The organism is Nonomuraea pusilla, assembly GCF_900109355.1.
GTDB lineage: Bacteria > Actinomycetota > Actinomycetes > Streptosporangiales > Streptosporangiaceae > Nonomuraea > Nonomuraea pusilla.
In genome coordinates this window covers 16,102-42,420 of record NZ_FOBF01000009.1, presented here as the reverse complement: position 1 = coordinate 42,420, position 26,319 = coordinate 16,102, and the positions used below count along the sequence as shown (strand labels likewise).

Below are 26,319 nucleotides of genomic sequence, written 5' to 3'. Positions count from 1 at the left end.
GCTTGTGGCGGGGCCGTGTGGCGGACGCATCGGGGTGGTCGGCTCGCTCGTGGCTTCTTCTTCCTCCCCTCGGGTTGTTCCTGGGGCGGGGTCAGGTGGGGTCGGGGAGGGCCGACTGGATGGGGGTGACGGTGCCGGTGGTGACCAGGAGGCCGCGGCCCGGGGGGCCGCCGGATGCCCCTCGGGGAAGCCGGATCGTGAAGAGGTCGCCGTCCGTCTGGCCCTGCACCGCCAGCAGCACGCCCGTACGCGACTTGCGCGCCTCCGCCACGAACCCCCGGTACGCCACCGCCAGGTCACCCGTGGAGCCGGCGATCAGCAGGCCGTGATCGCCGTCTCTCCCGGACCGGAGCACCTCTTCCAGCGCCGTGCCCAGCGGGCTGTCCGGGTTGACGAGTTCGGCGTCGTCCACGAGTACGACGTACTGCCGGTGGCTCGCCACCAGGTCGGCCAGGTCGGTGGCGTTGCCGTCGAGGACGGCCACCGCGCCGGCCAGGTCGCGCAGGGGGCTGCGCCGCGGGGCCACCGCGATGACCGGCGTGCCGCGCGCGAGCAGCGAGTGGGCGGCCGTCAGCAGGACGGACGAGCGCCCCGAACGCGCGGGACCCGCGATGACGGCGCCAGGACCGTGGGCCAGCAGGTCGAGCCCGAGCGGGGACAGCGCGTCGCCGCCCACCCCGACCAGCGCCCAGAGCGGCGACGGCGGCAGGAACCCGGGAGCGAGCGCCATGGCCTGGGAGGCGGTGATGCGCATGGGGAGGGTGTCGACCCGCAGCGGCGGCTCGCCTGCCCACCGCCACGCCCCCTGCCCGGCCGGAACCGCTTCGTGCCCCTCCTCGTACGGCCCCGGCATGGTGGCGGTGCGGGCCAGGGACTGGAGGGCGGCCACCTGGGCCGGGCCGGAGGGGTCGGAGGAGAGCAGGGCGATCTGGTGCTCGACGATGCCGTGCTCGCCCATCGACAGCGCCCGCCCCGGCGGCATGGACGTGGGCAGCCCCTTGAGGGGGAAGCCGGCGAGCGCGAAGTCGCTCTGGTCGGTGAGGCGGAGCAGCAGGCGGTCGTCGAACACGGTGGACACCTGCCCGAGCAGCCCCGACCTGTCGCTGGTGACCACCGCCCGCAACCCCACCGCGGGCCCCTCCTGCAGGAGGTGGAGCAGCGACTCGATGAGGCGGCCGTAGTCGTAGCTCTCGAACGCGGCGACGAACCCCTCCCACCGGTCGAGCATCAGCACCAGCCAGGGGAGGCGGTGGCCGGCCTGGCGGTACTCGGCCAGCGAGGCGTGCCCCGCCTCGGCCAGGAGCTGCTGGCGGCGGGCCACCTCGGCACGCAGCCGGGTGAGGAGGCGTTCGACCCGGTCGAGCTGGTCGCGGGTGACGACCGCGCCGCAGTGCGGCATGGCGACCAGCGGCAGGAGCGCCCCGGAGCCGCAGTCGACGGCGTGGACGTGGACGTCGCCCGGCGACGCGTACGCGGCGATGGAGCCGGCGAGGGTGCGCAGGGCGGTGGACCGGCCGCTGCGGGCGGCGCCCGCGATGAGGAGGTGGCCGCCGTGCGCCAGGTCGAGCGTGAGGGGGCGGCGGTCCTGCGCCCACGGCCGGTCGGTCGTGCCGAACGGCAGCGGCGGGACCTCCTCCGGCAGGTGGCCGGGAGCGGAGGGGAGGTCGAGCACGAGGTGGGTGGGAAGGGGCTCCAGCCAGGGTCTGGGCTGATCGGGCACCCCGGCGACGCGGGCCGCCTCGATGAGGGCGTCGGCGAGCAGGCTGAGGTCGGTGACCCCGGACGCCTCCTCGGGCTCGGGCGCCTTGGGCAGCGGCCTGCCGAGAGCGCGCCACTTCACCTCGACGGCACGCACGCTTCCCCCGCCCCGCCCTCCAGGCCCCGCGCCACCGCCGGGCGGCGCGCCGGGACGGGACGGCGGAGAGCCCGCGAGCGGGCGGCTCGGGGCGGACTGCGCCCCGGCCCCGAGCGGGCTGCCGAGGCCGGCCAGCAGGTCACCCCCGAGCCCGGTGCCCGTAGCGGGTGGTGGGGAGCCTGCGAGTCGGGGCAGGGGGGCGCGGCCGCCTACGCGGGCCGTCTGCACGGCTGTGGCCGTGCCCACCCCTGAGCGGACGTAGCAGCGGCCCGGAGTGGACTTGGAGATGTGGGCGGCCTCGGGCGTGTCGATGACGTCGGCGGACTCGGCCGGTTCGGTCACCCTGAGCGCGATGCGCAGCGACGTGTTGGCCTGGATGTCGGCGGTCACCACCCCCGCGGGACGCTGCGTCGCCAGGATCAGGTGGATGCCCAGCGACCGTCCGCGCCTGGCGATGTCGACGAGCCCGGCGACGAAGTCGGGCAGTTCGGCCACGAGCGCCGCGAACTCGTCGATGATCAGGACGAGCCGCGGCAGCGCGGGCCCGGTGTAGTCGTCGATGTCCTTCGCCCCGGCGGCCGCCAGCAGGCGTTCCCTGCGCCGGATCTCCGCCGCGAGCGAGTCGAGCGCCCGCTGCGTGAGGTGGCCGTCGAGGTCGGTGACCATGCCGACGGTGTGCGGCAGGCGTACGCACTCCTTGAAGGCCGCGCCGCCCTTGTAGTCGATGAGCACGAACGTGAGCTGGTCGGGCCGGTTGGCGACGGCGAGCGCGGAGATGAGGGTCTGCAGCAGCTCGGACTTGCCCGCGCCGGTGGTGCCCGCGATCAGGCCGTGGGGCCCGTCGAGCCGCAGGTCGACGGAGAACGGCCCGTCGGGGCCGACGCCGATGACGGCGCGGGTGCTGCCGTGGTCGCCCCAGCGCGCGGCCAGCTCCTTGCCGTCGGGCGCGGGCATGCCGAGCAGGTCGAGCAGCCGGACGGCGCCCGGCAGGTTGCCGGCGGGGTCGTCCCTGCTGACGTCGCGGATGGGTGCGAGGGCCCTGGCGACCCTGTCGCACCAGGCGGGCGACACCAGGTCGGCGAGGACGGGGCCGAGGACGTCGAGGCCGCCGCCGCGCAGCCGGACGAGGTTGTCGTCGCCGCACTCGGCCACCGTCTGGCACTCTTCGGGCAGCAGGCGCTGGTCGTCGTCGACGGCCAGGGTGAACACGCCGTGGGGCGGCCCCTGCCGCAGCACCTGCGGCATGCTGGGCAGGCCGCGCAGCACCTGCGCGCCGTCGAGGACCACGAGCACGTCGTAGGGCCTGGTGTCGTACGAGAAGGCGGGCCGGTCGCGGCCGCCCAGGTCGTCCCAGCCCGTGGGGGTCTTGCCCAGCTCGGGGGCCTGGGCGTTCTGCCGTTCGTCGATGAGGGAGGCCAGCTCGGAGACGCGGCGCGCGGCCGACTCGGGGTCGGCGCCGACGAGCGCCACGCACTCCTCGCCCGCCCGGGGGGCGCAGTGCGGCAGCCAGCGGGCCCATCCCCAGCGGCGTTCGGCGTCGGGGTGCGCGGACACCACGACGATCGCCAGGTCGCGCGGGCTGTGCAGGGCTGCGGCCTGGGCGACGAGCCAGCTCGCCAGCCCGATCGCCGCCGTGCGGGGGCCGGTGACGCCGGCGACGCCCAGCCTGCGCATGGGCAGCGCCACCGGCACCGCGCGGCACACGGGCGGGGGCAGCCGCTCGCCCTGCTCCTCGGACAGCTCCAGGTCGGCGGGCAGGTCGGCGAGCCCGACGCGGAGCCGCAGCGCGTCGGGGTCGTGGACGCGCCGCTCCCACAGCCGCCGCCTGGGGCCGGTGGCGGTGAGCAGGACCTGCGCGGGGTCGGGCGCGTCGTCCCTGCGCACGGCCTCGTCGGCCGCCCTGGCCGCCTCGACCTCCTCCTCGTACGCCCGCAGCCGCTCGGTGTACTCCTTCATCGCCTTCCTGTGCTGCTTCTTGCCGTGGCGGCGGTCGCTCCACCACTGGCCGATCATGATGATCGGCGTCATCAGGGCGACGAGCAGGTAGTACCACTGCTGGAGCGCCAGGGCGAGCGTCAGGCCGAGCACGGCGGGCAGGAACGCGGCGAGCAGCTGCAGCCGCAGCCCCTCGTTCCTGCTGGGCTCCTTCGGCCTGACGAACGCGCGCCGCGGCTCTGGACGGCGCAGCCTGGGCGGCCGGTTGTAGGCGAGGCCGCCCTCGGGGCGCGGCGTCAGGTGGGCGTCGCCCGGTTCGACCCGGCTCAGCACGAAGACCGAGGAGCCGCAGGTCAGCAGCGTCTCGCCGGGCCATTCCGCGGGCTCGGCGAGCGGGCCGCCGCCGAGCTCGGGCACGTCGCCGCTCTCGGCGGCCAGCTCGGCCGCCTCGCGCTCGGCGGTGCGGGCGCTCAGCTCGGCCACCTCGCCCGCCCACCGGCCCTTGAGCTTGGGCGGCGGCGCCTGCCCCGGACGCCTGCGCGGCGCGGGCTCGACGGTGACGGCCTCGGGCGTGACGCGGACGAGCACGGCCTCGGCGGCGAGCGCGGGGTCGGCCACGCAGACGGCGCAGGCCGGGTCGGAGCCGATGACGTGCGCCCCGAGCGCGAGCCTGTGCACGGCGCCCGCGGCGGGGCCGCCCACGACCCTGATCTCGGCCACGCCACCGGGCTCCGCGACGAGCGTGGCGAGGGCGTGCCGGGGGTCGAGCGCCACCTTGTCGCCGTCGCGCAGGACGGACAGCACGCGGGCGCGCGGGTCGAGCGGACGGCCGTCGCGCCACAGGGTGGGCGGCTCGGGCTCGGGGGCGGCCCGCTCGGGGCGGCGCGGCCTCGGCACCCGCGGCTCACTGCCGGCGCCGACCGGCGCGTACGGCGCCCTGGTGCGCGGCAGGCTGACGACGTCGGCCAGCGGGCCCTGGTCGCTGACCGCCGCGCTGACGGCGGCCACGGTGGCGTCGTCGGCGCCGTCGATCACGACGTCTCGGCCGCCCTGCTCGCCGAGGACGGTGAGCATGATGCGCATGTGCCGTCTCCTCGCTCGACTCCGGGCGCCAAGGTAACGCCCGCAGCGAGGTTAGGCCCGCCGGTTGACGGCACGGGCATGACAATCGCGATCTGTGGATAACTCCGCGACCCTGCCACCTGCGTTTATGTGAAGCGCTGAAAAAGCTGTGAATAAAGGGACTGATGGTATTAAGTCAAGTCCACCCGTCGCAGCGCAGCACCCCCCAGCACCCCCAGCACCCCGCGCCCGCCGCCACCTCAATCTCTCCCAGGTCATGAAAAATCGGTATTAGTCAACTTGGTAGAAACAACAGGCATCGATGAATCGCGGTTGACACGGCGCCACCTGCGAAACGAGCATGGTTCCTCGCATTCCGCCCCCGCCATCAGCAAGCGGCTTACATAATGGCGTGAATTCCACAATTCACATCGGGAGCCCCCCACCCATGAGGACCAGTGAAAAGCCTGCCGTCAACGCGGCGGGGTTGTCCGGCCCTGCCTCGCGCAAGCTCCCCGTCCCACCCCGAGAGCGCAAGCCGGCCCTCGCGGCGCTCGCCGTGCTGCTCGTCCTCGGCGGCGCGCTGGCCACGACGCTGCTGGTGCTGCGCAGCGGCGACCGGGTGTCCGCCATCCGCGTCAGCCAGCAGGTCGGCGCGGGCCAGCGCTTCACGGAGAAGTCGATAGAGGAAGTGAAGGTCGCCGCCGACACGGGCGTCGACTACGTCGGCTGGTCGCACAGGGCCGAGGTGCTCGACAGCTTCGCGGCGGTCACCATCTTGCCCGGCACGCTGCTCACCAGCCAGATGGGCGTCAGGACGAGCTCCGAGCTGGGTGCGGGAAAGGCCACCGTGGGGCTCTCCCTGAAACCCGGCCAGATCCCCGCGGGCGTGAAGGAAGGCGACCGCGTCCAGCTCATTCACGTCCCCAACAGGTCGGCTCAGGGTGAAAGCCGCGTCCTCGCGGAGAGCGCCCTCGTCTTCAGCGTGAACCAGTCCGGCAGAACCGGTACTTCCGCCCAGATCACCGTCATCGTGGATTCGTCCGCGTCGCCGGAGATCGTGGCGTTCGCCTCCAGCGGTGAGATCGCGGTGGCCGAGCTGCCGGGGGGACGCTGACCGTGGCGCTCATCGTGCTGGCCGCCGACAAGGGGGCGCCCGGCGTCACCACCGCCGCCACGGCCCTGGCCGCCGTCTGGCCGCGCCCGGTGCTGCTCGCCGAGTGCGACCCCGCGGGCGGCGACCTCGCCTACCGGCTGCCCGCCGCCGACGGCGGCGTGCTGAACCCGGCCAGGGGACTCATCACGCTGGGGGCCACCGCCCGCCGCGGCCTGGAACCCGCCCAGCTCCACCAGCACACGCAGAAGATCATCGGCGGGCTGGACGTCCTCCTCGGGCTCACCCACGGCGAGCAGGCCGCCGGGCTCACCTGGCTGTGGGGCCCGCTCGGCCGCACGCTCGCCGCGCTGCCCGACGGCGACGTGATCGCCGACTGCGGCAGGCTGGGCGCCCATCCGCAGCTCGGCGACCTCATCGCCGAGGCCGAGCAGGTCGTCCTGCTCACCAGGGCCAGCCTCGACCACGTCGCCCACCTGCGCGAGCGCCTCGCCATCAGCAAGGCGAACGGCGTCGTCGTCATCGCCGACTGGCGCAGCTACCGATCGTCCATCGAGGACGTGCGCAGCATCGTCGGCGGGAGCGTCGAGTTCGTCCACGGCCTGGCCCACGACCCCAAGGGCGCCGAGCTGCTGCGCGGCCAGTGGGGTGGCAGGCTCGACCGCTCCCTCCTCGTCCGCACGGCGCGCGACCTCGCGGCGAGGCTGGTGAGCCACCGATGATCGACCACGCCCTCGTCAAGCGGTTCCGCCAGGAGGTCGGCGACCGGCTGGCCCACCAGCGCCGGCTCGACCAGGCGGGCGGCCTGCCTCCGATGACCGGCGAGGACGAGCGCCAGTTCGCCAGGGCGCTGATCGCGCAGGTGCTGGAGGAGCACGCGCGCAGCGAGATCGGGCTCGGCCGCACCCCGCCCACCGTCGAGGAGGAGGAGGCGCTGGCGGCGGGCATCCACGCGGCGCTGTTCGGCGTGGGCAGGCTCCAGCCGCTGCTCGACGACACCGAGGTCGAGAACATCGACATCAACGGCTGCGACCGGGTGTTCGTCGGCTACGCCGACGGCCAGGAGCTCATGCACGAGCCCGTCGCCGACTCCGACGACGAGCTCGTCGAGCTGATCCAGATCCTCGCCGCCTACTCGGGGCTGTCGAGCAGGCCGTTCGACACCGCGAACCCGCAGCTCGACCTGCGGCTGCCCGACGGTTCCAGGCTCAGCGCGGTCATGGACGTCACGGTCAGGCCGGCCGTGTCCATCCGCCGCGCCCGGCTGGGCAAGGTGTTCCTGTCGGACCTCGCGGGCAACGGCACGCTCACGCCCGAGCTGGGCAGGTTCCTCACGGCCGCCGTCGCGGCCCGCAAGAACATCATGATCGCCGGCTCCACGAACGCCGGCAAGACGACGCTGCTGCGCGCCCTGGCCAACGAGATCCCGCCGAACGAGCGGCTCATCACCGTCGAACGCGCCCTGGAGCTGGGCCTCGACCAGTTCCCCGAGCTGCATCCGAACGTGGTGGCCTTCGAGCAGCGCCTGCCCAACTCCGAGGGGCAGGGCGAGATCACCATGGCCGAGCTGGTACGCCGCTCGCTGCGCATGAACCCGAGCCGCGTCATCGTCGGCGAGGTGCTCGGCGACGAGATCGTCACCATGCTGAACGCGATGACGCAGGGCAACGACGGCTCGCTCTCGACGATCCACGCCAACTCCAGCATGGAGGTCTTCAACCGCATCGCCACGTACGCGCTGCAGGCGAGCGAGCGGCTGCCGATCGACGCCACGCACATGCTCATCGCGGGCGCCATCGACTTCGTGGTCTTCGTCGAGAAGCGCAACGACTACCACCGCGGCGGCAGGCTGCGCAGGTTCGTCTCCAGCGTGCGCGAGGTCAACGGCTGCGACGGGCGGGTGCTGTCCAGCGAGGTCTTCGTCCCGGGGCCCGACGGCCCCGCGGTGCCGCACGCGCCCGTCTCCTGCCTGGACGAGCTGATGGCCCACGGCTACACCCCGGGAGGCTGGTGACGATGGCCGGTTTCGACCCGCTCGCGCTGCTCGCGGGCGCCGCGATCGGCGGCGGCGCGTTCCTGTTCCTCATCGCCCTGTACGGCATGCGGCCCCGCCCGCCCCAGCCGAAGCGCCCGCTCGTCAAGATGCTCACGACCCGCACCGCCGTCGCGGCGGTGCTGGCGGGCCTGGTCCTGCTGGTCACGCGCTGGCCGGTGGTCGCCGCGGGCACGGTGCTGCTGGTGTTCGCCTGGCGCGGCCTGTCCGGCGGCGCGGCCGAGGAGCGGGCGGCGATGCGCAGGCTGGAGGGCCTGGCCGCCTGGACCGAGTCGCTGCGCGACACCATCGCGGGGGCGGCCGGTCTCGAACAGGCCATCCCCGCCTCGATCAGGGCCGCGGCGCCCACGCTCAGGCCGCACCTGCGCGCCATGGTCGACCGGCTGCACACCAGGATGGCGCTGCCCGAGGCGCTCGCCCTGTTCGCCGACGAGCTCGACGACCCCTCCGCCGACCTGGTCGTCGCCGCGCTGATGCTCAACTCGCGGCTGCGCGGTCCCGGCCTGCGGGACGTGCTGGGCGCGCTCGCGGTCTCGGCCCGCGAGGAGCTCGACATGCGCCGCAGGGTCGAGGCGGAACGCCGCTCGACCAGGCGCAGCGTCCAGATCGTGGTGGTCACCGCGCTGGTGTTCGCGGGGCTGCTCGTGCTGTTCAACCCGTCGTACGTCGCCGAGTACACCTCGCTGCTCGGCCAGGCGGTGCTGGTCGTGGTGGCGGGGCTGTTCGGCGCCGGGTTCGCCTGGATGCGGCGGCTGGCCAGGTTCGACAAGCCCACGCGCCTGCTCATGGGAGGTGGACATGGGTGACGGCATGGTGGAGACCGCGCTGGCGGGCGCCTTCGCTGGTCTCGGCCTGTTCCTGCTGCTGCGGGCGCTGTTCCCGGCCCGTCCCGGGCTGGTGGCGCGGCTGCTCGCGCTCGACGCGGTCCGCGAGGACGCGGGCGCGCCCAGCGTCAGCCTGTTCCTGCCCGAGGAGGAGGTCGGGAGGTTCCGCCGCCTGCTGGGGGAGCGCCTGGCCCGCCTGTACGCGGCCCGTGGCTGGGAGGCCCGCTCGATCAAGTCGGACCTGGCCCTGCTCGGCCGGTCGTTCGAGGCGTTCCTGGCGGGCAAGGTGCTGCTGGCCGCGAGCGGCCTGCTCGCCTTCCCCCTGCTGTTGGGCTGGCTGGTGCTCATGGGGTGGGGCGCCTCGCTGACGGTGCCGTTCTGGTCGGCCGTGCTCGCGGCGCTGCTGTTCTTCCTCCTGCCCGACCTCCAGGTACGCCGCGACGCGGCCGCCAGGCGGCGTGACTTCCGCCATGTCGTCGGCGCGTTCCTCGACCTCGTGTCGATGAACCTGGCGGGCGGGCGCGGCGTGCCCGAGGCGCTGATGATGGCCGTCTCGGTCAGCGGCGAGCACCCCAACTGGGCGATGGGCCGCATCCGCGACGCGCTCAGCGGCGCGCGGATCGTCGGCATCACCCCCTGGCAGGCGCTCGGCCGGCTCGGCGAGGAGATCAACGTCGACGAGCTGCGTGACCTGTCGGCCGCGCTCGGGCTGGTCGCCGACGACGGCGCCAAGGTGCGCTCGTCGCTGACCGCGCGGGCCGCCACCCTGCGCCGCAGGGAGCTGGCCGAGATCGAGGGACGGGCGGGCGAGCGCTCGCAGTCGATGCTCGTGGCCCAGCTCCTGCTCTGCGCCGGTTTCGTGATCTTTCTCAGTTTTCCCGCCGCTATGAAGATGTTGGGGGCCTGATGAACCATCCGTGGATCGTTTACCTCACCGCGTACCTGGGCGTACGCATCCACCGGGCGCGTACCGCCCCCACCCGGGGCGCGTCCGCCGTCGAGTGGGTGATCATCACCGCCATCATCGCCGGGGTCGCCCTGGGCCTGGCCACGTTGATCAAGACGCTGGTCGAGCAGAAGCAGGGCGACATCGAGGGCAGCTTCGGCACCGGCACGGGCACCGGCGGCGGTGGCGGCGACCAGTGACGGCGCGCGGGCGGGCGGGACGCGCACGCCCGCGGCCGGCCGGGCGCGAGCGCGGCGCGACGGTGGTCGAGCTGGCGCTGCTCATGCCGGTCGTCCTCGCGGTCGTGCTGCTCATCGTGCAGGTCGCGCTCTGGTTCCACGGGCGCCAGGTGGCGGAGGCGGCGGCCAGGGAGGGCGCCAGGGTGGCGCGCGCCGCGCCGTTCGACTCGGGCGACTGGGAGGGCGCGGCGCGGGCGAAGGCCGAGGACGTCGTCCACGCGATCGGCCCGCGGCTGCTGTCGGGGGCGCGGGCCACGACGTCGGAGCGGGATCCCGACCAGCGCTGGGTGACGGTCACGGGCAGCGCCGTGCAGGTCATCCCGCTGCTGCCCGACCTGTCGTTCACGATCACGGCGACGTCCGGGGGGCCGGTCGAGTGCTTCCGTCCCGACGACGGCGGCGACGACTGCGGATGACGGAACCAGAGCGGCGGCGGCGACTGCGGATGACGGAACCAGAGCGGCGGCGACGACCGCGGACGACCGGAGCCGGAGCGCGGCCGCGCGTGGCTGGAAGCCGTGGCGAGCGGGGCTCGATGGCCGTGGAGACCGTCATGCTCGCGCCCGTCTTCCTCCTGTTCATCATGTTCCTGGCCGCGGCCGGAGTGCTGGTCGAGGCGCAGGGCGAGGTCAACGGCGCGGCGAGGGACGCCGCGCGGGCGGCGTCGGTGCAGCGCACCTTCGACGCGGCCACGGCGGCGGCCGAGGAGAGCGTCCGCGCGGCGCTCACGGGTGAGTGCCGCGCGCCCGCCGTCTCCCTGGACGGCTCCCGCTGGGAGCAGGGCGGGCAGGTACGGGCCGAGGTGACCTGCGAGCTCGACCTCGCCGTGCTCGGCCTCGGCGGCTCCAGGCGGATGACGGGCACGGCCGTCGTGCCGATCGAGCAGCTCAGGAGGGTCGAGTGAGGGCCCGCGAGCGGGGCTCGATGTCGGTGTTCACCGTGCTGTTCTCCGTGGTCGTGTTCCTGCTGGCCGGGCTGCTCGTCGACGGCGGCGCGGCGATCAACGCCCGGCTGCGGGCCGCCGACGTGGCCGAGCAGGCGGCGCGGGCCGGGGCCGACCAGGTCGACGTCGAGAGCCTGCGGGCCGGTGGCGAGGTGCGGCTGCTCGGCGAGGACCAGGTCTGCGCCAGGGCGGGGGAGATCGTGGCCGCGCAGGGCGGCGACGGCGTGGCGCTCGGCCGCTGCCAGGTCGAGGCGACGCAGGTGACGGTCGAGGTGTCGGTGCGGTGGACGGCGTTCTTCCTGGGCGCCTTCGGCTTCCCCGGTTCGGAGATGCGGGGCGAGGCCACGGCCGCGCCCGAGGGCAGGTAGACCGATTCCGTCTGCTCGGTGGATGGGCGGCGGTCGCAGGCATGACGCTGGACGGCAGAAGGGAGAGACGATGCCCCCGCGACAGCCTCCGCGCGAGCAGGCGCGCGCTCACGGGCGGCGCACGCCCTCGCGGGCGCGCCCCGGGCGCACGCCCGGCGACGTCGTCGCCGGGCTCGCGGCGCTGGTCGCGCTGGTGGCGCTCGTGGGCGGCGTGCCGTACGCGCTGCTGACCTTCGTCGGGCCGCCCGTCTCGCCCGAACTGCTCGACCTCGGCGTGCTGACCAGCCAGGTCGGGCCGAGCACGATCCTCGCGGTGCTCGTCCTGCTGGTGTGGCTGGCCTGGTTCCAGCTGCTCGTGTGCGTGGTCGTCGAGGTGTACGCGGGCGTGCGCAGGGTCGGCATGCCGGCGCGCGTGCCGCTGTCGGGCGGCACCCAGGCGCTGGCCAACAAGCTCGTCTCGGCCGCGCTGCTGCTGTTCACGGCGGGGGCGATGGTCGCGCCGATCGCCCGGCTGGCGCCCGCGCCCGCCACGCCCGCCGTCACGACCGTCGCGTACGCCGCGCCGATCGTCGAGCACGTCCAGGAGGCGCCCAGGACGAAGAAGGTGTACGTGGTGCAGCCGCCGCACGGGCGCCACCACGAGAGCCTGTGGGAGATCGCCGAGAAGTGCCTGGGCGACGGGCGGCGCTACCCCGAGATCTACCGCCTGAACCAGGCCAAGGAGCAGCCCGACGGCAGCCGTCTGCGCATGGCCGACCTGATCAGGCCGGGCTGGGTGCTCGACATGCCGGACGACGCGAAGAACGTCCACGTCGTGCCGGTGGACCAGCCGCGCAGGCAGACGCTGCGCGAGCACCCGGGGCGCGCCCACGTCGGCGGCGACGCCACGGTCGCGCGCAACGCCGAGCAGAGCGTCACGCAGAAGCGCGAGGCCAAGCACCGGATGCCGGAGCAGCGCACCGAGCAGCGCACCGAGCGGCGCGACACGGCGTCGCGGCAGGCAGGGCAGGAGCAGGGCGCCACGTTCGACCTGGCCGACTACCTGGCGGGGGCGTCGCTGGCGGCGGCCGGGCTGCTCGTGGTCCTGGCGAGGAGGCGGCGCGAGCAGCTGTGGCGGCGGGTGTTCGGGCGCAGGCTGGCGGCCCCGGCCGATGACGCCGCCCGCGCCGAGGCGGCGCTCAGGCTGGGCGCCGACGCGCCGGGCGCGCGCGTGCTCGACGTCGGGCTCCGGCTGCTCGGGGCCGAGCTGGCCGCCAGGCGCCGGGTGCCGCCCACCGTCTACGCGGCCCACCTGTCGCCGCGCACGCTCGACCTGTGGATCCACCCGCCCGACGCCGACCCGCCCGCGCCCTGGACCGCGCAGGACGGCGGCCAGGTCTGGCGGCTGCCCGCGCACGAGGCCCGCCTGCTGGAGGACCAGCCGGGCGGCGCGCCGTACCCGGGGCTGGTCTCGATCGGCACCGACGCGAGCGGCAGGGTGCTCGTCGACCTGGAGGCGGCGCAGGGCCTGATCAACGTACGCGGTCCGCGGACCACCGCGGCGCTCGCCGCCATCGCCGTCGAGCTGGCGACGAACCGCTGGTCCGACCGCATGCGCGTCACCCTCGTCGGCTTCGGCGACGAGCTGACCGCGATCGCGCCCGAGCGGATCAGGGCGGTCGGCGGCCTGGCCGAGGTGCTGCCCGAGCTGGAGGCGGGCGCCGCGCCACGCGGCGAGGTGCTGACGGGGCGCGTCTCCGGCAGCCCGCGGGTCGCCCACTACCTGCTGTCGGCCGTCGCCCCCACGCAGGAGGAGGCCAGGCGGCTGGCCCTGCTGGCCCGCCGCGACACCGCCGGGTACGTGGTGGCGGGCGACGTCCCCCACGCCACCTGGACCCTGGAGATCACCGAGGACGGCCTCGCCAGGATCCCCGAGCTGGGCTTCGAGGTGAAGGCGCAGCTCCTGCCGCGCCGCCACTACCGGGCGCTGGTCGACCTGTTCCGCACCGCCGACCGGCTCGACGGCGAGCCGGTCACCGCGCCCGAGCCGCTGACGGCCCTCCAGCGTCCCGCGGTCGAGATCAGGATCCTCGGGCCCGTCGAGATCGCCGGGCTGCCCCCGCTGGAGGAGGGGCGCATGGCGCTCGCCACCGAGCTGCTCGTCTACCTGGCCACGCATCCAGGAGGCGTCCACCCGGTGGTGCTGGGCGGGGTGCTGTGGCCGCGCGGCGTCCAGGACATGGTCAGGGACGCCACCATCGGCAGGGTCGCCGACTGGCTCGGCCCCGAGCACCTGCGCGTCGACGAGGCGGGCAGGCTCGTGCTCGGGCCGCGGGTGCGTACGGACTGGATGCTGTTCCGCGAGATGGTGCGCCGCTCGCACACCGGCCCGTCGGCGGCGGTCCTGCTGGAGCGGGCGCTGTCCCTGGTGCGCGGCCCTCTGCTGAGCGGCCGTCCGCCCGGCCGCTACGCCTGGCTGGCGGCCGAGGCCCTTGAGTACGACGTGGCCGCCGAGGTGGCCGACACGGCGCACCGGCTGTGCGAGATCAGGCTGGCGGAGGGGGAGCCCGACGCGGCGGTGGCGGCGGTGCGGGCGGCGCTGCTGCTCGCCACCGACGACGAGGGGCTCTGGCGCGACCTGTTGCGGGCGACGCACGCCACCGGCGACGTGGTCCGCCTGCGCGCCGTGGTCGAGGCGTTGACCCGCCGGGCGGCCTCGCACCCGTACGGCGGCGGCATGGCGCCCGAGACGGAGGCGCTGATCGAGGAGCTGCTGCCGACGTGGCGCATCCACGTGGTGCGGCAGTCGTCGGCATGAGCGGGGGGAGTCCCCGCCAGGGAGGTGGCATGAGAGGGATCACGCGGGAAAGGACGCCGCGTCCTGAGACCGGTCCTGGGCGGCGCCCGGTGCCGGGCGTTCGCGGGCGGGCCTTCGCCGTGGCGTTGGCGGCGGTCCTGCTGGGCGCGGGCTGCGCCCAGCAGGACAAACCGTTCACACCGAGGGAGGCGGCCGACGCCCCCGTCACCAGCGGCTCCCGGTCCGAGCCGTCCGAGCCGTCCGAGCCGTCCGCGAGCGCGACGTCGCCGCACACGTCGCCCGCGACGCCGACGAGCGCCCCGGCGTCCGGCACGCAGACGCTCGACGTGGCCGACGGCCTGCGGGTGCGCATCGACTGGCCCGACGCCCCCGACCCGCTGCTCAAGGTGATCGCCGACTACTACGTCGGCACGCGCCGGGCGGTCGTCGAGGGGCAGCCCCGCTACAACGAGGGCCTGGAGCTGGACGCGGCGCTGAAGGCGACGGCGTGGGTGACCGAGTTCGCCGACCAGGAGCGGTCGCTGCGCGGCACGGGCCGGCTGTACGACCTGCGCGTCGTGTCCCGCCAGGGCAACGGTGCGCAGGTCAGCGCGTGCGTGGACGAGTCACGCCTGCGCCTGACCGACACGCGCACGGGGAAGCCGGTGCCGCGGCAGCCCGCGTGGACCCGCACGCCGTACCCGCTGAGCGTGGTCGCGCACCGCGACGCCGAGGGCGGCTGGCGGATCAGGGCGTTCGTCCCAGGCGAAGGAGGCTGCAGATGATCAGGCCGCTCCTGTCCGTGTTGGCCGCCGGGCTGCTGCTCCTCCAGAACGACCCTGGCGGCGGCGGCACGCAGGTGGACGCCTCGCAGAAGGGCAGGACCACCTCGGTGCGCCTGACCTTCTCGCAGATCAAGCTCTCCGGCGACGTGAAGGGCGGCCGCGGGGACGGCTACCGCATCAAGAGCCCCTGCTGGTACGAGCCGTTCCTCAACGCCGAGGACATGTTCAAGCTCAAGAGCGACCCGAGGGGCAACGCGTCCAGGATCATCGCGGACGAGAGGGGCTTCCTCGAGTACATCCAGCAGTTCAAGGACAAGGTCGGGCAGCCCGGGCTCTGGTGGGTGCCGGCCTACGACGCGGGCGACCCGCAGGGCCCGGCCTGCTGGGGCGGGCTGGAGCTGTTCGTGTTCGTGCCGCCGAACACCACGCCGCCGTCCGGCATCACCGTCCAGCGGCTGGCCGAGATCGCGAGGGCCGCGCTGACCGTGCCCGAGCCGACGGTCAAGCTCAATCCCGAGGACAAGAGCTTCGTGAACCTGCCCACCTGGGTCTGGCTGGAGGGCGTGGGCCGGCCGCGGCGCTCGGTCACGGCGACGATCCCCGGCGTGATGAGCGTGACCGTCGTCGCCACGCTCAAGGGCATCACGATCGACCCCGGCGCCGGCTCCGACCGGGCCGAGGTGCGCCAGGACGGCTGCGGCGCCTCCGGCAAGCCGTACGTCAAGGGCGGGCAGTTCACCTGCGGCGTGCGTTACCTGCGCGCGTCGCTGGACCAGCCGCGCACCTCCTACCGGCTCACGGTGACCTCGGAGTGGCCGGTCGAGATCGCGGGCCAGGCGGCGCAGGCGCAGCTCGCTCCCGTACGCGTCCAGACCACCCGGGACGTGCAGGTGGGCGAGATCCAGAGCAACGTCAAGCCGTAGGCGTGCGCCGAGGCGGGGCGCTCAGGCGATGACGGCGGCGAGCGGGGCCAGTTCGGGCTGCTTCGCCGCCTCGGCCAGCACCTCCTGAAGCACCGCGTCGTGCGTGGGGCCCGCGCGGTCGAGCAGCTCACGTCCGGCCTGGGTGACTTCGGAGTAGATGCCGCGCCTGTCGTCCTCGCACAGGTACCGCCTGAGCAGCCCGCGGTTCTCCAGGCGGGTGACCAGGCGGGTGGTGGCGCTCTGGCTGAGCACCACGGCGCGGGAGAGCTGCTGCATGCGCATGTGCCAGCCGTCCTGGCGGGCGAGGGCGTCGAGGACGGTGTACTCGCTCACGCTCAGCTCGAACTCCTTCTGGAGCGCCTTCTCCAGCCTGTCCTCGATCTTCGCGTGCAGTGCGGCGAGTGTGCGCCAGCCCTGGGCGCGCGCCTCGACGGCGTCATCGGCGATGGGCATGTGACACCTTCCTCGACGTCGGTGAATCGACAGTTGGTTAGCGCGTGCAAATAATGCTCTCGCTTACTAACGTCGTCCGAGGAGTATTCTATGCCTCTCGCCCCGCTCGCCCTCGCGATCAGCGCCTTCCCGCCGATCTGGTCGCGCCCGGGAAGCGGCCCTGCGGGAGCTCACCACCTGGCTTGTCCAGATTCGTGGGACAGGAGCCATTCCTTGACGGGGACGCCGTAGAGGTAGCCGCCGTAGCCGCCGCCCGCCGGAAGGATGCGGTGGCAGGGGACGAAGGGGGCGATCAGGTTCTGGGCGCAGGCGGAGCCGGCCGCGCGGGCCGCCGTCCTGGGGAGCCCGGCGCGCTCGGCCAGTTCGCCGTACGAGATGGTCGTCCCCGGCTTGACCTCGCGGAGTGCCTGGTGCAGGCGCTTGCGCGTGGGCGTGCCCGGCTGCTCGACCGGGACGGCGTCGAGCGCCTCCAGGTCGCCGCCGAGGTACGCGCGGACGGCGTCGGCGGCGGGCCCGAGGTCGTCGGTCGTCTCCAGGCCCTCCGCCTGGAGGGACGGCGTGAGCCTGGCGAACATGCCGGTGACGTCGCCGGTGAATCCGGCGGCCACCAGCACGCCTTCGCGCGACAGCAGGGACAGCGGGCCGACCGGGGTCGGCAGGACCTGTGCGATGATCATGAAGAGCTCCAGAGGTGCAGGGCGGCGTACGCCCGCCAGGGGCGCCACCGCTCGGTGTGGTGTTCGGGGATGCCCAGGCAGGCCATGCGCTTCCTGAGCACGAGGTCGCCCGCGGGCCAGGCGTCGGGGTCGCGCAGCGCGCGCAGCGCGATGTAGCCGGCGGTCCACGGGCCGATGCCGCGGACGTCGAGCAGGGCCGCCACGGCCTCCGCCGGGTCCTGGCCGCCGTCGAGGTCGAGGCGGCCGTCGGCGAGGTGGGCGGCGAGGTCCTTGAGCGTGGCGATCCTGCGGTTGGTCAGGCCGAGTCCGCCGAGGTCGGTGTCGAGGAGCCGTTCCGGGGTGGGGAACAGCCCGCCGGGCGCGGCGGCCCTGGCGACGATCCTGCCGAGGAGCGTGCGCGCGCCCGCGACGGAGATCTGCTGGCCGACGACGGCGCGTACGGCCAGCTCGAACCCGTCGAACGCGCCCGGCACCCGCAGCCCCGGCCGGGCCCGTACGAGCGGTTCGAGCGACGTGTGCCCGAGGACGTCGGAGATGGCCTCGGGGTCGGCGTCGAGGTCGAGGAGGCGGCGGCAGCGGGCGACGACGCGGGCGAGCTGCCGGGTGTCCTCCACGGCGACGTCCAGGGCGATGTGGCCGGGGCGCGGGGTGAGCGTGATCGTCCCGCCCTGGACCGACCTGCTGTAGGACGTCGTGTCGGCCTGTTCGAGGCCGGGGACGGCGCGGGCGGCGAGGAAGGCGAAGACGCCCTCGGCGTCGTACGGCTCCCGCCGGTGCAGGCGCAGCCGCAGCGTCACGGACCCCGCGTCGGGCGACGTGCGCGCCCGCGGACCTCCGGCCGTGGCGCGCAGCTCGCTCGGCGTGAACCCGTACGTCTCGCGCATGGTCGCGTTGAACTGCCTGACGCTGCCGAACCCCGCCGCGAACGCCACCTCCGTCACGGGCAGCGCGGTCTCGGTGAGGAGCTGCTTGGCGAGCAGCAGGCGTTTCGTCCTGGCCACGGCGAGCGGCCCGACGCCCAGTTCGGCCACGAACAGCCGGTGCAGGTGGCGTTCGGTGATGTGCAGCCGCCTGGCCAGTCCGGCGACGCCCTGCTCGTCGGCCGCGCCGTCGTCGATCAGGCGCAGCGCCCGGCCGACGAGGTCGCCGCGCAGGTCCCAGCCGGGGTCGCCGGGGGAGAGCTCGGGACGGCAGCGTTTGCAGGGGCGGAACCCGGCCGCCTCTGCCGTGGCGGCGTGCCGGTAGAACCGTACGTTCCTGGAGGACGGCGTACGGGCCGGGCAGATCGGGCGGCAGTAGATGCGTGTCGTCGTCACCGCGGTGTAGAAGCGCCCGTCGAACCGGGGGTCCCGCGCGGAGACCGCCCGGTAGCAGGCGTCGAAGTCGAGCTGAAGGGGTGACATGCCTTCGACAGTACGCGCACGCCGCAGGGCACGGCTGGCGGGAATCGGACCTGGACGCCCGCCTACTTGGACGAGACCCCGACCCCCAGGTCGAACTCGCGGTACACGCGGGCCCAGAACCCGTCGCGCAGCCACACCCTGGCCTCGGGGAACGGCCTGAGCGAGTGGCCCAGCTCCTTCTCCGCCTCGATGAGCAGCTCGGTGTCGATCACGGTCGGCAGGATCGGCCCCGGCAGCAGGTCGCGGATGTTGTCGCGGCCGCGGGTGAGGATCCACTTCTGGGCGACGTGCTCGCCGACGTCCTCGACGCGGGGGCGGCTCGGACCGAGCTTGGCGACCTGGCCGGGCTTGGCGTGCGGCTTGACGGGCGTGCGTCCGGCGAAGACCTGCGCGGGCGAGGGCGCGGCGGCGGGCGGCGTGACCGGGACGGGCTGGGGAGCGCGGCTGAAAAACGGCCTCAGGAAATCAGCGGAGATCACTTCCACGGTGTCGGACTCCCACACCAGGCGCTCGGCCTGGTTGGTGCCGTACGGCGGTTCGACGCCCCACAGGTGGATGCGCACGCCGTACGCCTGGGCGGCCTCCACGGCGGGCACCATGTCCTCGTCGCCGGCCAGCAGGATGGTGTCGGTGACGGCGTGGTGCCTGGCCAGCGCCTCCAGGTCGCTCCTGATCTGCGCGTCGACGCCCTTCTGCTGGCCGCGGGCGTTGAGGTTGCCAAGACGGACCTTGACCCAAGGAAGCTGGGCGATCACCCGCTGGTCGACGGTCGGCACACGGTCACGGGCGGCGTCATACCAATAGATCCGCAGGAGTTCGCCGGAAATACGTTCCTCTGCATGTTTCTGTAGACTCTGGATGAGCTCATCCGCGGCCACCCGATATTCCTTGCGTTCCTTCGCGCCGAGCAGCACTTCGCCTGCGGCAGCGTACAGATAACCGACATCCACTAGGACGGCGTACTTCGCTGCCACAGGATGCGGCATGAGGTCTGGGATGGCCATGTCGTCCTCCAGGCCGCGGTGTTAGTTGATCGGCTGACTATATACGCCTACTTTCTCTAGATAGTCCCAACTCCCGGGGAACTTGACACCCGTTTCCCGGGATCTATCTAGGGCAGTGCGCTCGTCCGCCAAGCCGACTTCCCTGGCGCGACGGGCTTACGCATCGCTCTGGCGGGGTTTCGCCATGTTTGGCGTCGGCGTGGCGGAAGGGGTTCCGGTTCGGCGTGTCGCGCGGCGAGCACGGCCACGAGGGCGGCGATCTCCTCGGGCGTGGCGTCGCCGCGGACGATCCGCAGATGAGCGCTCATAGCGGGATGTTCCCATGCTTCTTGGGCGGCAGCGAGGCGCGCTTGTTCCTGAGGGCCCGCAGTGCCCTGACGACCTGCGGCCTGGTCTCGGACGGGCGGATCACGGCGTCGACGTAGCCGCGCTCGGCCGCGATGTACGGGTTGGCGAGGGTGTCCTCGTACTCGGTGACGAGCCGGGCGCGCTCGGCGTCCGGGGCGTCGGAGGCGGCCAGCTCGCGCCGGTAGAGGATGTTGACGGCGCCCTGCGCGCCCATGACCGCGATCTGGGCGGTGGGCCAGGCCAGGTTGATGTCGGCCCCGAGGTGCTTGGAGCCCATGACGTCGTACGCGCCGCCGTACGCCTTGCGGGTGATCACCGTGATGAGGGGCACCGTGGCCTCGGCGTACGCGTAGAGCAGCTTCGCCCCACGGCGGATGATGCCGTTCCATTCCTGGTCGGTCCCCGGGAGGAATCCCGGTACATCGACAAAAGTCAGGATCGGGATATTGAAGGCATCACATGTTCGAATAAAGCGGGCGGCCTTCTCCGACGCGTCGATATCCAGGCATCCGGCGAAATGCATGGGCTGGTTGGCCACGACGCCCACCGGCTGCCCGTCCACCCGGCCGAAGCCCACGACGACGTTGGGCGCGAACAGCGCATGCACCTCCAGGAACTCCCCGTCGTCGAGGACGTGCTCGATCACCCGGTGCATGTCGTACGGCTGGTTCGCCGAGTCGGGGATCAGCGTGTCGAGGTCGGGGTCGGGCTCCAGGTCGGCGGCGGCCTCGAAGGAGGGGGCCTCGTCGAGGTTGTTGGACGGCAGGTACGACAGCAGCGCCCTGACGTAGTCGAGCGCGTCGCTCTCGTCGGCCGCCTGGTAGTGGGCCACGCCTGACTTCGTGGCGTGCGCGTGGGCCCCGCCCAGCTCCTCGAACGTGACCTCCTCGCCGGTGACGGTCTTGATCACGTCGGGTCCGGTGATGAACATGTGCGAGGTCTGGTCGACCATGACGACGAAGTCGGTCAGGGCGGGCGAGTAGACGTGCCCGCCCGCCGCCGCACCCATGATCAGCGAGATCTGCGGGATCACGCCCGAGGCGTGGACGTTGCGCTTGAAGATCTCGGCGTACAGGCCGAGCGCGACCACGCCCTCCTGGATGCGGGCGCCGCCGCCCTCGTTGATGCCGATGATCGGGCACCCGGTCTTGAGCGCCATGTCGAGCACCTTGACGATCTTCTCGCCGTACACCTCGCCGAGCGAGCCGCCGAAGACCGTGACGTCCTGCGAGAACACGCACACCTGCCGGCCGTCGATCGTGCCGTGCCCGGTGATGACGCCGTCGCCGTAGGGCCGCCTCCTCTCCAGCCCGAACATCGTCGAACGGTGCCTGGCGAACTCGTCGAACTCGACGAAGGAGCCCTCGTCCAGCAGTGCGAGCACCCGCTCCCTGGCGGTCATCTTGCCTTTGGCGTGCTGCTTCTCCACCGCCGCCGCGGACCCGGCGTGGACGGCCTCCTCCAGCCGCCGCTCCAGATCGGCGATCTTCCCAGCGGTGGTGTGGATGTCCGGCATCTCTGGCATGGGCTCCGCGGCTGTCGTCATGCGCGCAAGGGTAATCCCTCCTCATAGAGTGGTTCCATGACGGACGCGGTTCGTACCCACGGCCTGTACAAGCAGTACGGAAGGCAGACAGCGGTCGCGGGAGTGGACCTCGTGGTCCCCGCGGGCAGTTTCGCCGGACTCGTGGGCCCCAACGGGGCGGGCAAGACCACCACCCTCAGCATGATCACGGCGCTGCTGCGCCCCGACGGCGGACGCGCGGAGATCGACGGCTTCGACGTGTGGCGCGACCCGGTCCAGGTCAAGGCCCGCATCGGCGTCCTGCCCGAAGGCCTGCGGCTGTTCGAGCGGCTGTCGGGCCGCGAACTCCTCCTCTACAACGGCCGGCTGCGCGGCATCCCCAAGGCCGACGTCGAGCAGCGGGCGGCCGAGCTGCTCGACGTGATGGATCTCACCGGCTCCGCGGACAAGCTCGTCGTCGACTACTCCACCGGCATGCGCAAGAAGATCGGCCTCGCCGCCGCGCTGCTGCACAACCCGTCCGTCCTCTTCCTGGACGAGCCGTTCGAGGGCGTCGACCCGGTCAGCGCGAACACCCTCACCGACGTCCTGCGCGGGTTCACCGCCTCCGGCTCCACGGTGATCTTCTCCAGCCACGTCATGGAGCTGGTCGAGCGCCTGTGCGACTGGGTGTCGGTGATGAGCGGCGGCGCCATCGTCGCGCAGGGCCCCATCGACGAGGTGCGCGCGGGCCGCAGCCTCAACCAGGCGTTCCTCGACCTCGTCGGCGGCGGCCACCACAACCAGGCGGGCCTGAGCTGGCTCGGCGCGAGGCCGCAGGAGGGCCGGTGAAGACGGCGCTCCTCTTCGCCCAGCTCAAGATCCGGCTCCTCGGCGGCAACCTGCGCGGCGACCTCCAGCGCAAGCTGGGGTTCGTCTTCACGCTGCTGGTCGCCTCGGGCCTGGCGGTGCTGGGGTTCGCGCTGATGAGCCTGATCAGGCTGGCGCCGCCCGACGTCGCCGCCGACATCACGATCGTGGCGTTCGCGTCGTTCCTGGTGAGCTGGATGATCGTGCCGCTGCTGGCGTTCGGCCTGGACGACACGCTCGACCCGGCGCGGCTGTCGCTGTTCCCGCTGCGCACCCGCGAGCTGGCGGTCGGCATGTTCACGGCGTCGGCCACCGGCGTCTGGCCGGTCGCCATGCTGATCGTCACGTCCGGCGCGCTGGTCGGCCTGGCCAGGAGCGTCGGCGGGGTGCTGCTCGGGGTGCCCGCCGTGCTGCTGCAGTTCGCGCTCTGCCTGGTCGCGTCCAGGCTGATCACCACCTCGCTGTCCAGCGCGCTGCGCAGCAGGCGCGGCAGGGACGTGCTCGCCGTGGCAGCGCTGTTCGTCGTGGTGCTCGCGCAGCTGCCGAACCTCCTCGTCAACCGCGGCCTCGGCGACCCGCTCGCGATGCTGCGCGGCCTGTCCGGCGCGCTCAGGTGGACGCCGCCTGGCCTGGCCGCGCACGCCATCGCCGACGGCGGCCTGACAGGACTGGCCGAGCTTGCGGTGCTCGCGCTCGTCGTCGCGGCGCTGGGCTGGCTGTGGATCAAGGCGCTGAGCCGGGCGCTCGTCACGCCCGACGCCTCCACCCAGGCCGCCTCGGTGCGCAAGGGCGGCGGGCTGGTCGACCGTCTCCTGCCCGACGGGCCGCTCGCGGCGGTGGTGACCAAGGAGCTGAAGTACATCAGGCGCGAGCCCAAGTTCCGCGTCGGCTGGTTCTCGGCCGTCGTGGTCACGGTCGTGCTGGTGTTCTCGCTGACCAACGGCTCGCCGGACGGCGCGGGGCCGTGGCTGCCGATCGTCCTGACCTCCGTGGCGGCGCTGATGATCGCCCTGCAGTCGGGCAACGCGTTCGGCATCGATGGCCGGTCGCTGTGGATGAACGCGGTGGCGTTCGGCGCGGAACGCGACCTGCGGGTGGACCTGGCCGGGCGGCACCTGGCCAACCTGCTGCTGGCCGGGCCGCTGCTGGCCGTCGTCGCCGTCGGCGGCGGGCTGTACGCCCGCAGCCCGGCGATGATCGTGCCGGCGCTGCTCGCGGGGCTCGGCGCGCTCGGCATCGGGCTCGGCGTGGGCGCGGTGACCAGTGTCCTGATGCCGTACACGGTGCCCGAGCGCGTGAACGCCTTCAACAGCGCCGCACCCGGGCAGGGCGGGCAGGCGCTGGCGTCGTCGCTCGGCGCGATGCTCACCGTCGTGCTGCTGTCGCTGCCGTTCGTGCTGCCGATCGTGCTTGGTCTCGTCTGGGTGTGCGTCCTCGCCCCCGTGTACGGGCTCGCGGTCGAGATCGCCGGCACGCGCCTCGCCGCGAAGATCGGTTTCCCGCGCCTGCCCGAGCTGGTGGCGGCCGTCTCGAAGGCCGCGTGACCAGTGGTCTAGTCCATTTGGTGAGACCGGTCTACGGTCGTTCTGAGCGACTCGCTACCCTTCGAAACATGATTGACCAGGGGCTTGAGCACCGCAGCGCCGCTGTCACCGAGATGCCGCCCGAGCTGCGCCACGATGTGCGGCTGCTCGGCAAGCTGCTCGGCGAAGTCATCGCCGAGCAGGGCGGGGACGACCTCCTCGCCGACGTCGAACGGCTGCGCAAGGCCGTCATCGCCGCCCGCAGGGGGGAGGTCTCCGCCGACGTCATCACCGAGATGGTCGCCGGCTGGGAGATCGAGCGGGCCGTCGAGGTGGCGCGTGCCTTCACGTGCTACTTCCACCTGGCCAACCTGGCTGAGGAGCACTACCGCATCCGCACGCTGCGCGAGCGCGACACCGAGGGCAGGGTGCAGCGGGAGTCGCTGGCGCACGCCGTGCAGGAGCTGGGCCGCGAACGCGTCGAGGAGCTGCTGCGGGGCCTGGAGCTGCACCCCGTGCTCACCGCGCACCCCACGGAGGCGCGCAGGCGGGCCGTGGTCACCGCCATCCAGCGCGTCAGCGGCCAGCTCACCGAGTACAACGCGCCGGGCCGCGGCGCCTCGGAGCGCGCCGAGAGCAGGCGGCGCCTGCTGGAGGAGATCGACCTGCTGTGGCGCACCGCCCAGCTCCGCTCGACCAAGCTCGACCCGCTCGACGAGGTGCGCACCGCCATGGCGGCCTTCGACGAGACCCTGTTCCGCATGGTGCCGCAGATCTACCGCTCGCTCGACGCCGCCCTCGCCGCGGGCACCGGTACCCGCCCGCCGCTCGCCAGGCCCTTCATCCGGTACGGAAGCTGGATCGGCGGCGACCGCGACGGCAACCCGAACGTCACCGCCCGCGTCACCCGCGAGGCCGTCCAGATCCAGTCGGAGCACGTCCTGAGCGCGCTGGAAGCGGCCTGCACCCGCATCGCCCGCACGCTGACCGCCTCGGCCCAGTTCGCCCCGGCCTCGCCGGAGCTGGGCACGGCGCTGGCCGTCGCCATCGACGCGCACCCCGAGGTGGTCTCCGAGCTGGCCACCCGCTCGCCCAGGGAGCCGCACCGCCAGTGGCTGCTGTTCGTGGCCAACCGCATCGCGGCGACCGCCAGGCGCGACCTCGACCTCGCGTACCGCTCGCCCGAGGAGCTGCTCGCCGACCTGCGCCTGACGCAGGAGTCCCTGGCCGCGCACGCGCCGCGGCAGGCGTACGGCGAGCTGCAGCACCTCGTCTGGCAGGTGGAGACGTTCGGCTTCCACCTGGCGGAGCTGGAGGTGCGCCAGCACTCGCAGGTGCACGCGGCGGCGCTGGAGGAGTGCCGGGCGGGCGGCGAGCTGTCGGAGCGCACGGAGGAGGTGCTGGCCACGATCCGGGTGATCTCCTGGATCCAGGAGCGGTTCGGCGCCGCCGCCTGCTCCCGCTACGTCGTGTCCTTCACCCGTTCGGCCGACGACGTCGCCGCCGTGTACGAGCTGGCCCGGCACGCGCTCGGCGGCCGGGCGCCGGTGCTGGACGTGGTGCCGCTGTTCGAGTCGGGCCAGGACCTGGAGAACGCGCCGCGCGTGCTCACGGGCATGCTGGAGATCCCGCAGGTGCGCGAGCGGCTGGAGGCCACCGGCCGGCGCATGGAGGTCATGCTCGGCTACTCCGACTCCGCGAAGGAGCTGGGCCCGGCCGCCGCCACGCTCCGCCTGTACGAGGCCCAGGAGGCGCTGACCGCGTGGGCGGCCGAGCACCGGGTGCGCCTGCGGCTGTTCCACGGCCGGGGCGGCGCGCTGGGCCGGGGCGGCGGCCCCGCCAACCGCGCGGTGCTCGCGCAGGCGCCCGGCTCGGTCGCGGGCCGCTTCAAGGTGACCGAGCAGGGCGAGGTCATCTTCGCCCGGTACGGTCACACGGCCATCGCCCGCCGCCACATCGAGCAGGTGACCAACGCGGTGCTGCTGGCCTCGTCGCCCACGGTGGGCGAGCGCACGGCCGCCGCGGCGGAGCGCTTCCGCGACCTGGCGAGGCAGGTGGCGTCGGCGTCGGAGCGCGCGTACCGGGCGCTGACGGAGGCGCCGGGGTTCGCCGAGTGGTTCGCGCTGGTCAGCCCGCTGGAGGAGATCGGGTCGCTGCGGCTGGGCTCCCGTCCGGCCAGGCGCGGCCTGGGCGCGCCGCGCTCGCTCGACGACCTGCGCGCGATCCCGTGGGTGTTCGCCTGGGCGCAGACCCGGGTGAACCTGCCCGGCTGGTACGGACTCGGCACGGGCCTGGCGGCGGTGTCGTCGCTGGACGAGCTGCGGGCCGCGTACGCCGAGTGGCCGCTGTTCAACGCGATGCTCGACAACGCCGAGATGTCGCTGGCCAAGACCGACCGCTCGATCGCCAAGCGCTACCTGGCGCTCGGCGGCAGGGACGACTTCGCCCAGCAGGTGCTGGAGGAGTACGACAGGACGCGGAACCTGGTGCTCCAGGTGACCGGGCACTCCAGGCTCCTGGAGAACCGCAAGGTGCTCTCGCGGGCCGTGCAGCTGCGCGACCCGTACGTGGACGCGCTGTCGCACCTGCAGCTGCGCGCCCTGCGCTCGCTGCGGACCGAGGACCTGTCGGAGCGGGAGCGCGAGCGGCTGTCCACGCTCCTGCTCCTGTCGGTCAACGGCGTCGCGGCGGGCCTGCAGAACACGGGCTGATCG

The 26,319-nt window shown here is 73.4% G+C and carries 22 protein-coding genes; 15 read left to right on the top strand and 7 right to left on the bottom strand.

All coding sequences use genetic code 11. The features are described 5' to 3' along the window. Positions 1 to 91 precede the first annotated feature (91 nt). Positions 92 to 4,873: an FtsK/SpoIIIE domain-containing protein gene (locus BMX74_RS19995; protein ID WP_091102088.1), complete on the bottom strand. Its 4,782-nt coding sequence runs from the start codon at positions 4,871 to 4,873 to the stop codon at positions 92 to 94. A gap of 427 nt (positions 4,874 to 5,300) precedes the next feature. Between BMX74_RS19995 and BMX74_RS19990 the strand changes: the two genes are divergently transcribed. The 12 genes from BMX74_RS19990 (at position 5,301) to BMX74_RS19935 (ending at position 15,823) form a co-directional block, all read left to right on the top strand. Beyond that, positions 5,301 to 5,969, top strand: coding sequence for a hypothetical protein (locus BMX74_RS19990; protein ID WP_055506588.1), 669 nt, complete (start codon positions 5,301 to 5,303; stop codon positions 5,967 to 5,969). Between the two features lie 2 nt (positions 5,970 to 5,971). Continuing rightward, positions 5,972 to 6,688: a hypothetical protein gene (locus BMX74_RS19985; protein ID WP_055506589.1), complete on the top strand. Its 717-nt coding sequence runs from the start codon at positions 5,972 to 5,974 to the stop codon at positions 6,686 to 6,688. Further along, positions 6,685 to 7,980: a TadA family conjugal transfer-associated ATPase gene (locus tag BMX74_RS19980; protein WP_055506590.1), complete on the top strand. Its 1,296-nt coding sequence runs from the start codon at positions 6,685 to 6,687 to the stop codon at positions 7,978 to 7,980. The genes BMX74_RS19985 and BMX74_RS19980 overlap by 4 nt, the downstream gene beginning before the upstream one ends. Positions 7,981 to 7,982: 2 nt before the next feature. Continuing rightward, complete coding sequence (locus tag BMX74_RS19975) at positions 7,983 to 8,825, top strand: type II secretion system F family protein (RefSeq protein WP_055506591.1); 843 nt, start codon at positions 7,983 to 7,985, stop codon at positions 8,823 to 8,825. Next, complete coding sequence (locus BMX74_RS19970) at positions 8,818 to 9,750, top strand: hypothetical protein (RefSeq protein ID WP_055506592.1); 933 nt, start codon at positions 8,818 to 8,820, stop codon at positions 9,748 to 9,750. Before BMX74_RS19975 ends, BMX74_RS19970 begins: the two co-directional genes overlap by 8 nt. Continuing rightward, complete coding sequence (locus BMX74_RS44220) at positions 9,750 to 9,989, top strand: hypothetical protein (protein ID WP_055506593.1); 240 nt, start codon at positions 9,750 to 9,752, stop codon at positions 9,987 to 9,989. The genes BMX74_RS19970 and BMX74_RS44220 overlap by 1 nt, the downstream gene beginning before the upstream one ends. After that, positions 9,986 to 10,444, top strand: a complete 459-nt coding sequence (locus tag BMX74_RS19960) for a TadE/TadG family type IV pilus assembly protein (RefSeq protein ID WP_091102085.1) — start codon at positions 9,986 to 9,988, stop codon at positions 10,442 to 10,444. Before BMX74_RS44220 ends, BMX74_RS19960 begins: the two co-directional genes overlap by 4 nt. Positions 10,445 to 10,533: 89 nt before the next feature. Then, entirely contained in the window at positions 10,534 to 10,932 is a 399-nt protein-coding gene (locus BMX74_RS19955; protein ID WP_177227436.1) for a TadE/TadG family type IV pilus assembly protein, read from the top strand. Then, positions 10,929 to 11,339: a TadE/TadG family type IV pilus assembly protein gene (locus BMX74_RS19950; RefSeq protein WP_256257040.1), complete on the top strand. Its 411-nt coding sequence runs from the start codon at positions 10,929 to 10,931 to the stop codon at positions 11,337 to 11,339. Before BMX74_RS19955 ends, BMX74_RS19950 begins: the two co-directional genes overlap by 4 nt. Before the next feature lie 70 nt (positions 11,340 to 11,409). Continuing rightward, on the top strand, positions 11,410 to 14,136 hold the full coding sequence (locus tag BMX74_RS19945) for a BTAD domain-containing putative transcriptional regulator (protein WP_091102079.1): 2,727 nt from the start codon (positions 11,410 to 11,412) through the stop codon (positions 14,134 to 14,136). Positions 14,137 to 14,165: 29 nt separating this feature from the next. Continuing rightward, positions 14,166 to 14,900 carry a hypothetical protein gene (locus BMX74_RS19940; protein ID WP_143078700.1) on the top strand — a complete coding sequence of 245 codons (735 nt, stop codon included), beginning with the start codon at positions 14,166 to 14,168 and terminating at the stop codon, positions 14,898 to 14,900. Continuing rightward, positions 14,897 to 15,823 carry a hypothetical protein gene (locus tag BMX74_RS19935; RefSeq protein WP_177227435.1) on the top strand — a complete coding sequence of 309 codons (927 nt, stop codon included), beginning with the start codon at positions 14,897 to 14,899 and terminating at the stop codon, positions 15,821 to 15,823. The genes BMX74_RS19940 and BMX74_RS19935 overlap by 4 nt, the downstream gene beginning before the upstream one ends. Positions 15,824 to 15,844: 21 nt before the next feature. Here BMX74_RS19935 and BMX74_RS19930 read toward each other — a convergent pair whose 3' ends face one another. The 6 genes from BMX74_RS19930 to BMX74_RS19905 form a co-directional block, all read right to left on the bottom strand. Beyond that, positions 15,845 to 16,276, bottom strand: coding sequence for a MarR family winged helix-turn-helix transcriptional regulator (locus BMX74_RS19930; RefSeq protein ID WP_055506597.1), 432 nt, complete (start codon positions 16,274 to 16,276; stop codon positions 15,845 to 15,847). Positions 16,277 to 16,446: 170 nt separating this feature from the next. Further along, complete coding sequence (locus BMX74_RS19925; RefSeq protein WP_091102076.1) at positions 16,447 to 16,953, bottom strand: methylated-DNA--[protein]-cysteine S-methyltransferase; 507 nt, start codon at positions 16,951 to 16,953, stop codon at positions 16,447 to 16,449. Further along, complete coding sequence (locus tag BMX74_RS19920; protein ID WP_091102073.1) at positions 16,950 to 18,356, bottom strand: DNA-3-methyladenine glycosylase 2 family protein; 1,407 nt, start codon at positions 18,354 to 18,356, stop codon at positions 16,950 to 16,952. Before BMX74_RS19920 ends, BMX74_RS19925 begins: the two co-directional genes overlap by 4 nt. Positions 18,357 to 18,418: 62 nt before the next feature. Next, a complete protein-coding gene (locus BMX74_RS19915) occupies positions 18,419 to 19,342 on the bottom strand; it encodes an NYN domain-containing protein (protein ID WP_236715044.1) in 924 nt (307 codons plus the stop codon). Positions 19,343 to 19,467: 125 nt separating this feature from the next. After that, on the bottom strand, positions 19,468 to 19,668 hold the full coding sequence (locus tag BMX74_RS19910; RefSeq protein WP_082535400.1) for an acyl-CoA carboxylase subunit epsilon: 201 nt from the start codon (positions 19,666 to 19,668) through the stop codon (positions 19,468 to 19,470). Further along, on the bottom strand, positions 19,665 to 21,254 hold the full coding sequence (locus BMX74_RS19905) for an acyl-CoA carboxylase subunit beta (protein ID WP_055506601.1): 1,590 nt from the start codon (positions 21,252 to 21,254) through the stop codon (positions 19,665 to 19,667). The genes BMX74_RS19910 and BMX74_RS19905 overlap by 4 nt, the downstream gene beginning before the upstream one ends. A gap of 36 nt (positions 21,255 to 21,290) precedes the next feature. On the opposite strand from BMX74_RS19905, the gene BMX74_RS19900 reads away from it, so the two are divergent. From BMX74_RS19900 to BMX74_RS19890, 3 genes are all read left to right on the top strand, one after another. After that, positions 21,291 to 22,064 carry an ABC transporter ATP-binding protein gene (locus BMX74_RS19900; RefSeq protein ID WP_091102072.1) on the top strand — a complete coding sequence of 258 codons (774 nt, stop codon included), beginning with the start codon at positions 21,291 to 21,293 and terminating at the stop codon, positions 22,062 to 22,064. Beyond that, positions 22,061 to 23,626, top strand: coding sequence for a hypothetical protein (locus BMX74_RS19895; protein ID WP_055506603.1), 1,566 nt, complete (start codon positions 22,061 to 22,063; stop codon positions 23,624 to 23,626). The genes BMX74_RS19900 and BMX74_RS19895 overlap by 4 nt, the downstream gene beginning before the upstream one ends. A gap of 68 nt (positions 23,627 to 23,694) precedes the next feature. Continuing rightward, positions 23,695 to 26,316: a phosphoenolpyruvate carboxylase gene (locus BMX74_RS19890; RefSeq protein WP_091102069.1), complete on the top strand. Its 2,622-nt coding sequence runs from the start codon at positions 23,695 to 23,697 to the stop codon at positions 26,314 to 26,316. Positions 26,317 to 26,319: the final 3 nt, after the last annotated feature.

Excerpts from the sequence above, each read along its gene's own strand:
- BMX74_RS19995 (WP_091102088.1), bottom strand. The coding sequence starts at position 4,873 with ATGCGCATCATGCTCACCGTCCTCGGCGAGCAGGGCGGCCGAGACGTC.
- BMX74_RS19990 (WP_055506588.1), top strand. The coding sequence starts at position 5,301 with ATGAGGACCAGTGAAAAGCCTGCCGTCAACGCGGCGGGGTTGTCCGGC.
- BMX74_RS19980 (WP_055506590.1), top strand. The coding sequence starts at position 6,685 with ATGATCGACCACGCCCTCGTCAAGCGGTTCCGCCAGGAGGTCGGCGAC.
- BMX74_RS19975 (WP_055506591.1), top strand. The coding sequence starts at position 7,983 with ATGGCCGGTTTCGACCCGCTCGCGCTGCTCGCGGGCGCCGCGATCGGC.
- BMX74_RS19970 (WP_055506592.1), top strand. The coding sequence starts at position 8,818 with ATGGGTGACGGCATGGTGGAGACCGCGCTGGCGGGCGCCTTCGCTGGT.
- BMX74_RS44220 (WP_055506593.1), top strand. The coding sequence starts at position 9,750 with ATGAACCATCCGTGGATCGTTTACCTCACCGCGTACCTGGGCGTACGC.
- BMX74_RS19945 (WP_091102079.1), top strand. The coding sequence starts at position 11,410 with ATGCCCCCGCGACAGCCTCCGCGCGAGCAGGCGCGCGCTCACGGGCGG.
- BMX74_RS19940 (WP_143078700.1), top strand. The coding sequence starts at position 14,166 with ATGAGAGGGATCACGCGGGAAAGGACGCCGCGTCCTGAGACCGGTCCT.
- BMX74_RS19935 (WP_177227435.1), top strand. The coding sequence starts at position 14,897 with ATGATCAGGCCGCTCCTGTCCGTGTTGGCCGCCGGGCTGCTGCTCCTC.
- BMX74_RS19930 (WP_055506597.1), bottom strand. The coding sequence starts at position 16,276 with ATGCCCATCGCCGATGACGCCGTCGAGGCGCGCGCCCAGGGCTGGCGC.
- BMX74_RS19925 (WP_091102076.1), bottom strand. The coding sequence starts at position 16,953 with ATGATCATCGCACAGGTCCTGCCGACCCCGGTCGGCCCGCTGTCCCTG.
- BMX74_RS19920 (WP_091102073.1), bottom strand. The coding sequence starts at position 18,356 with ATGTCACCCCTTCAGCTCGACTTCGACGCCTGCTACCGGGCGGTCTCC.
- BMX74_RS19915 (WP_236715044.1), bottom strand. The coding sequence starts at position 19,342 with ATGCCGCATCCTGTGGCAGCGAAGTACGCCGTCCTAGTGGATGTCGGT.
- BMX74_RS19910 (WP_082535400.1), bottom strand. The coding sequence starts at position 19,668 with ATGAGCGCTCATCTGCGGATCGTCCGCGGCGACGCCACGCCCGAGGAG.
- BMX74_RS19905 (WP_055506601.1), bottom strand. The coding sequence starts at position 21,254 with ATGACGACAGCCGCGGAGCCCATGCCAGAGATGCCGGACATCCACACC.
- BMX74_RS19900 (WP_091102072.1), top strand. The coding sequence starts at position 21,291 with ATGACGGACGCGGTTCGTACCCACGGCCTGTACAAGCAGTACGGAAGG.
- BMX74_RS19890 (WP_091102069.1), top strand. The coding sequence starts at position 23,695 with ATGATTGACCAGGGGCTTGAGCACCGCAGCGCCGCTGTCACCGAGATG.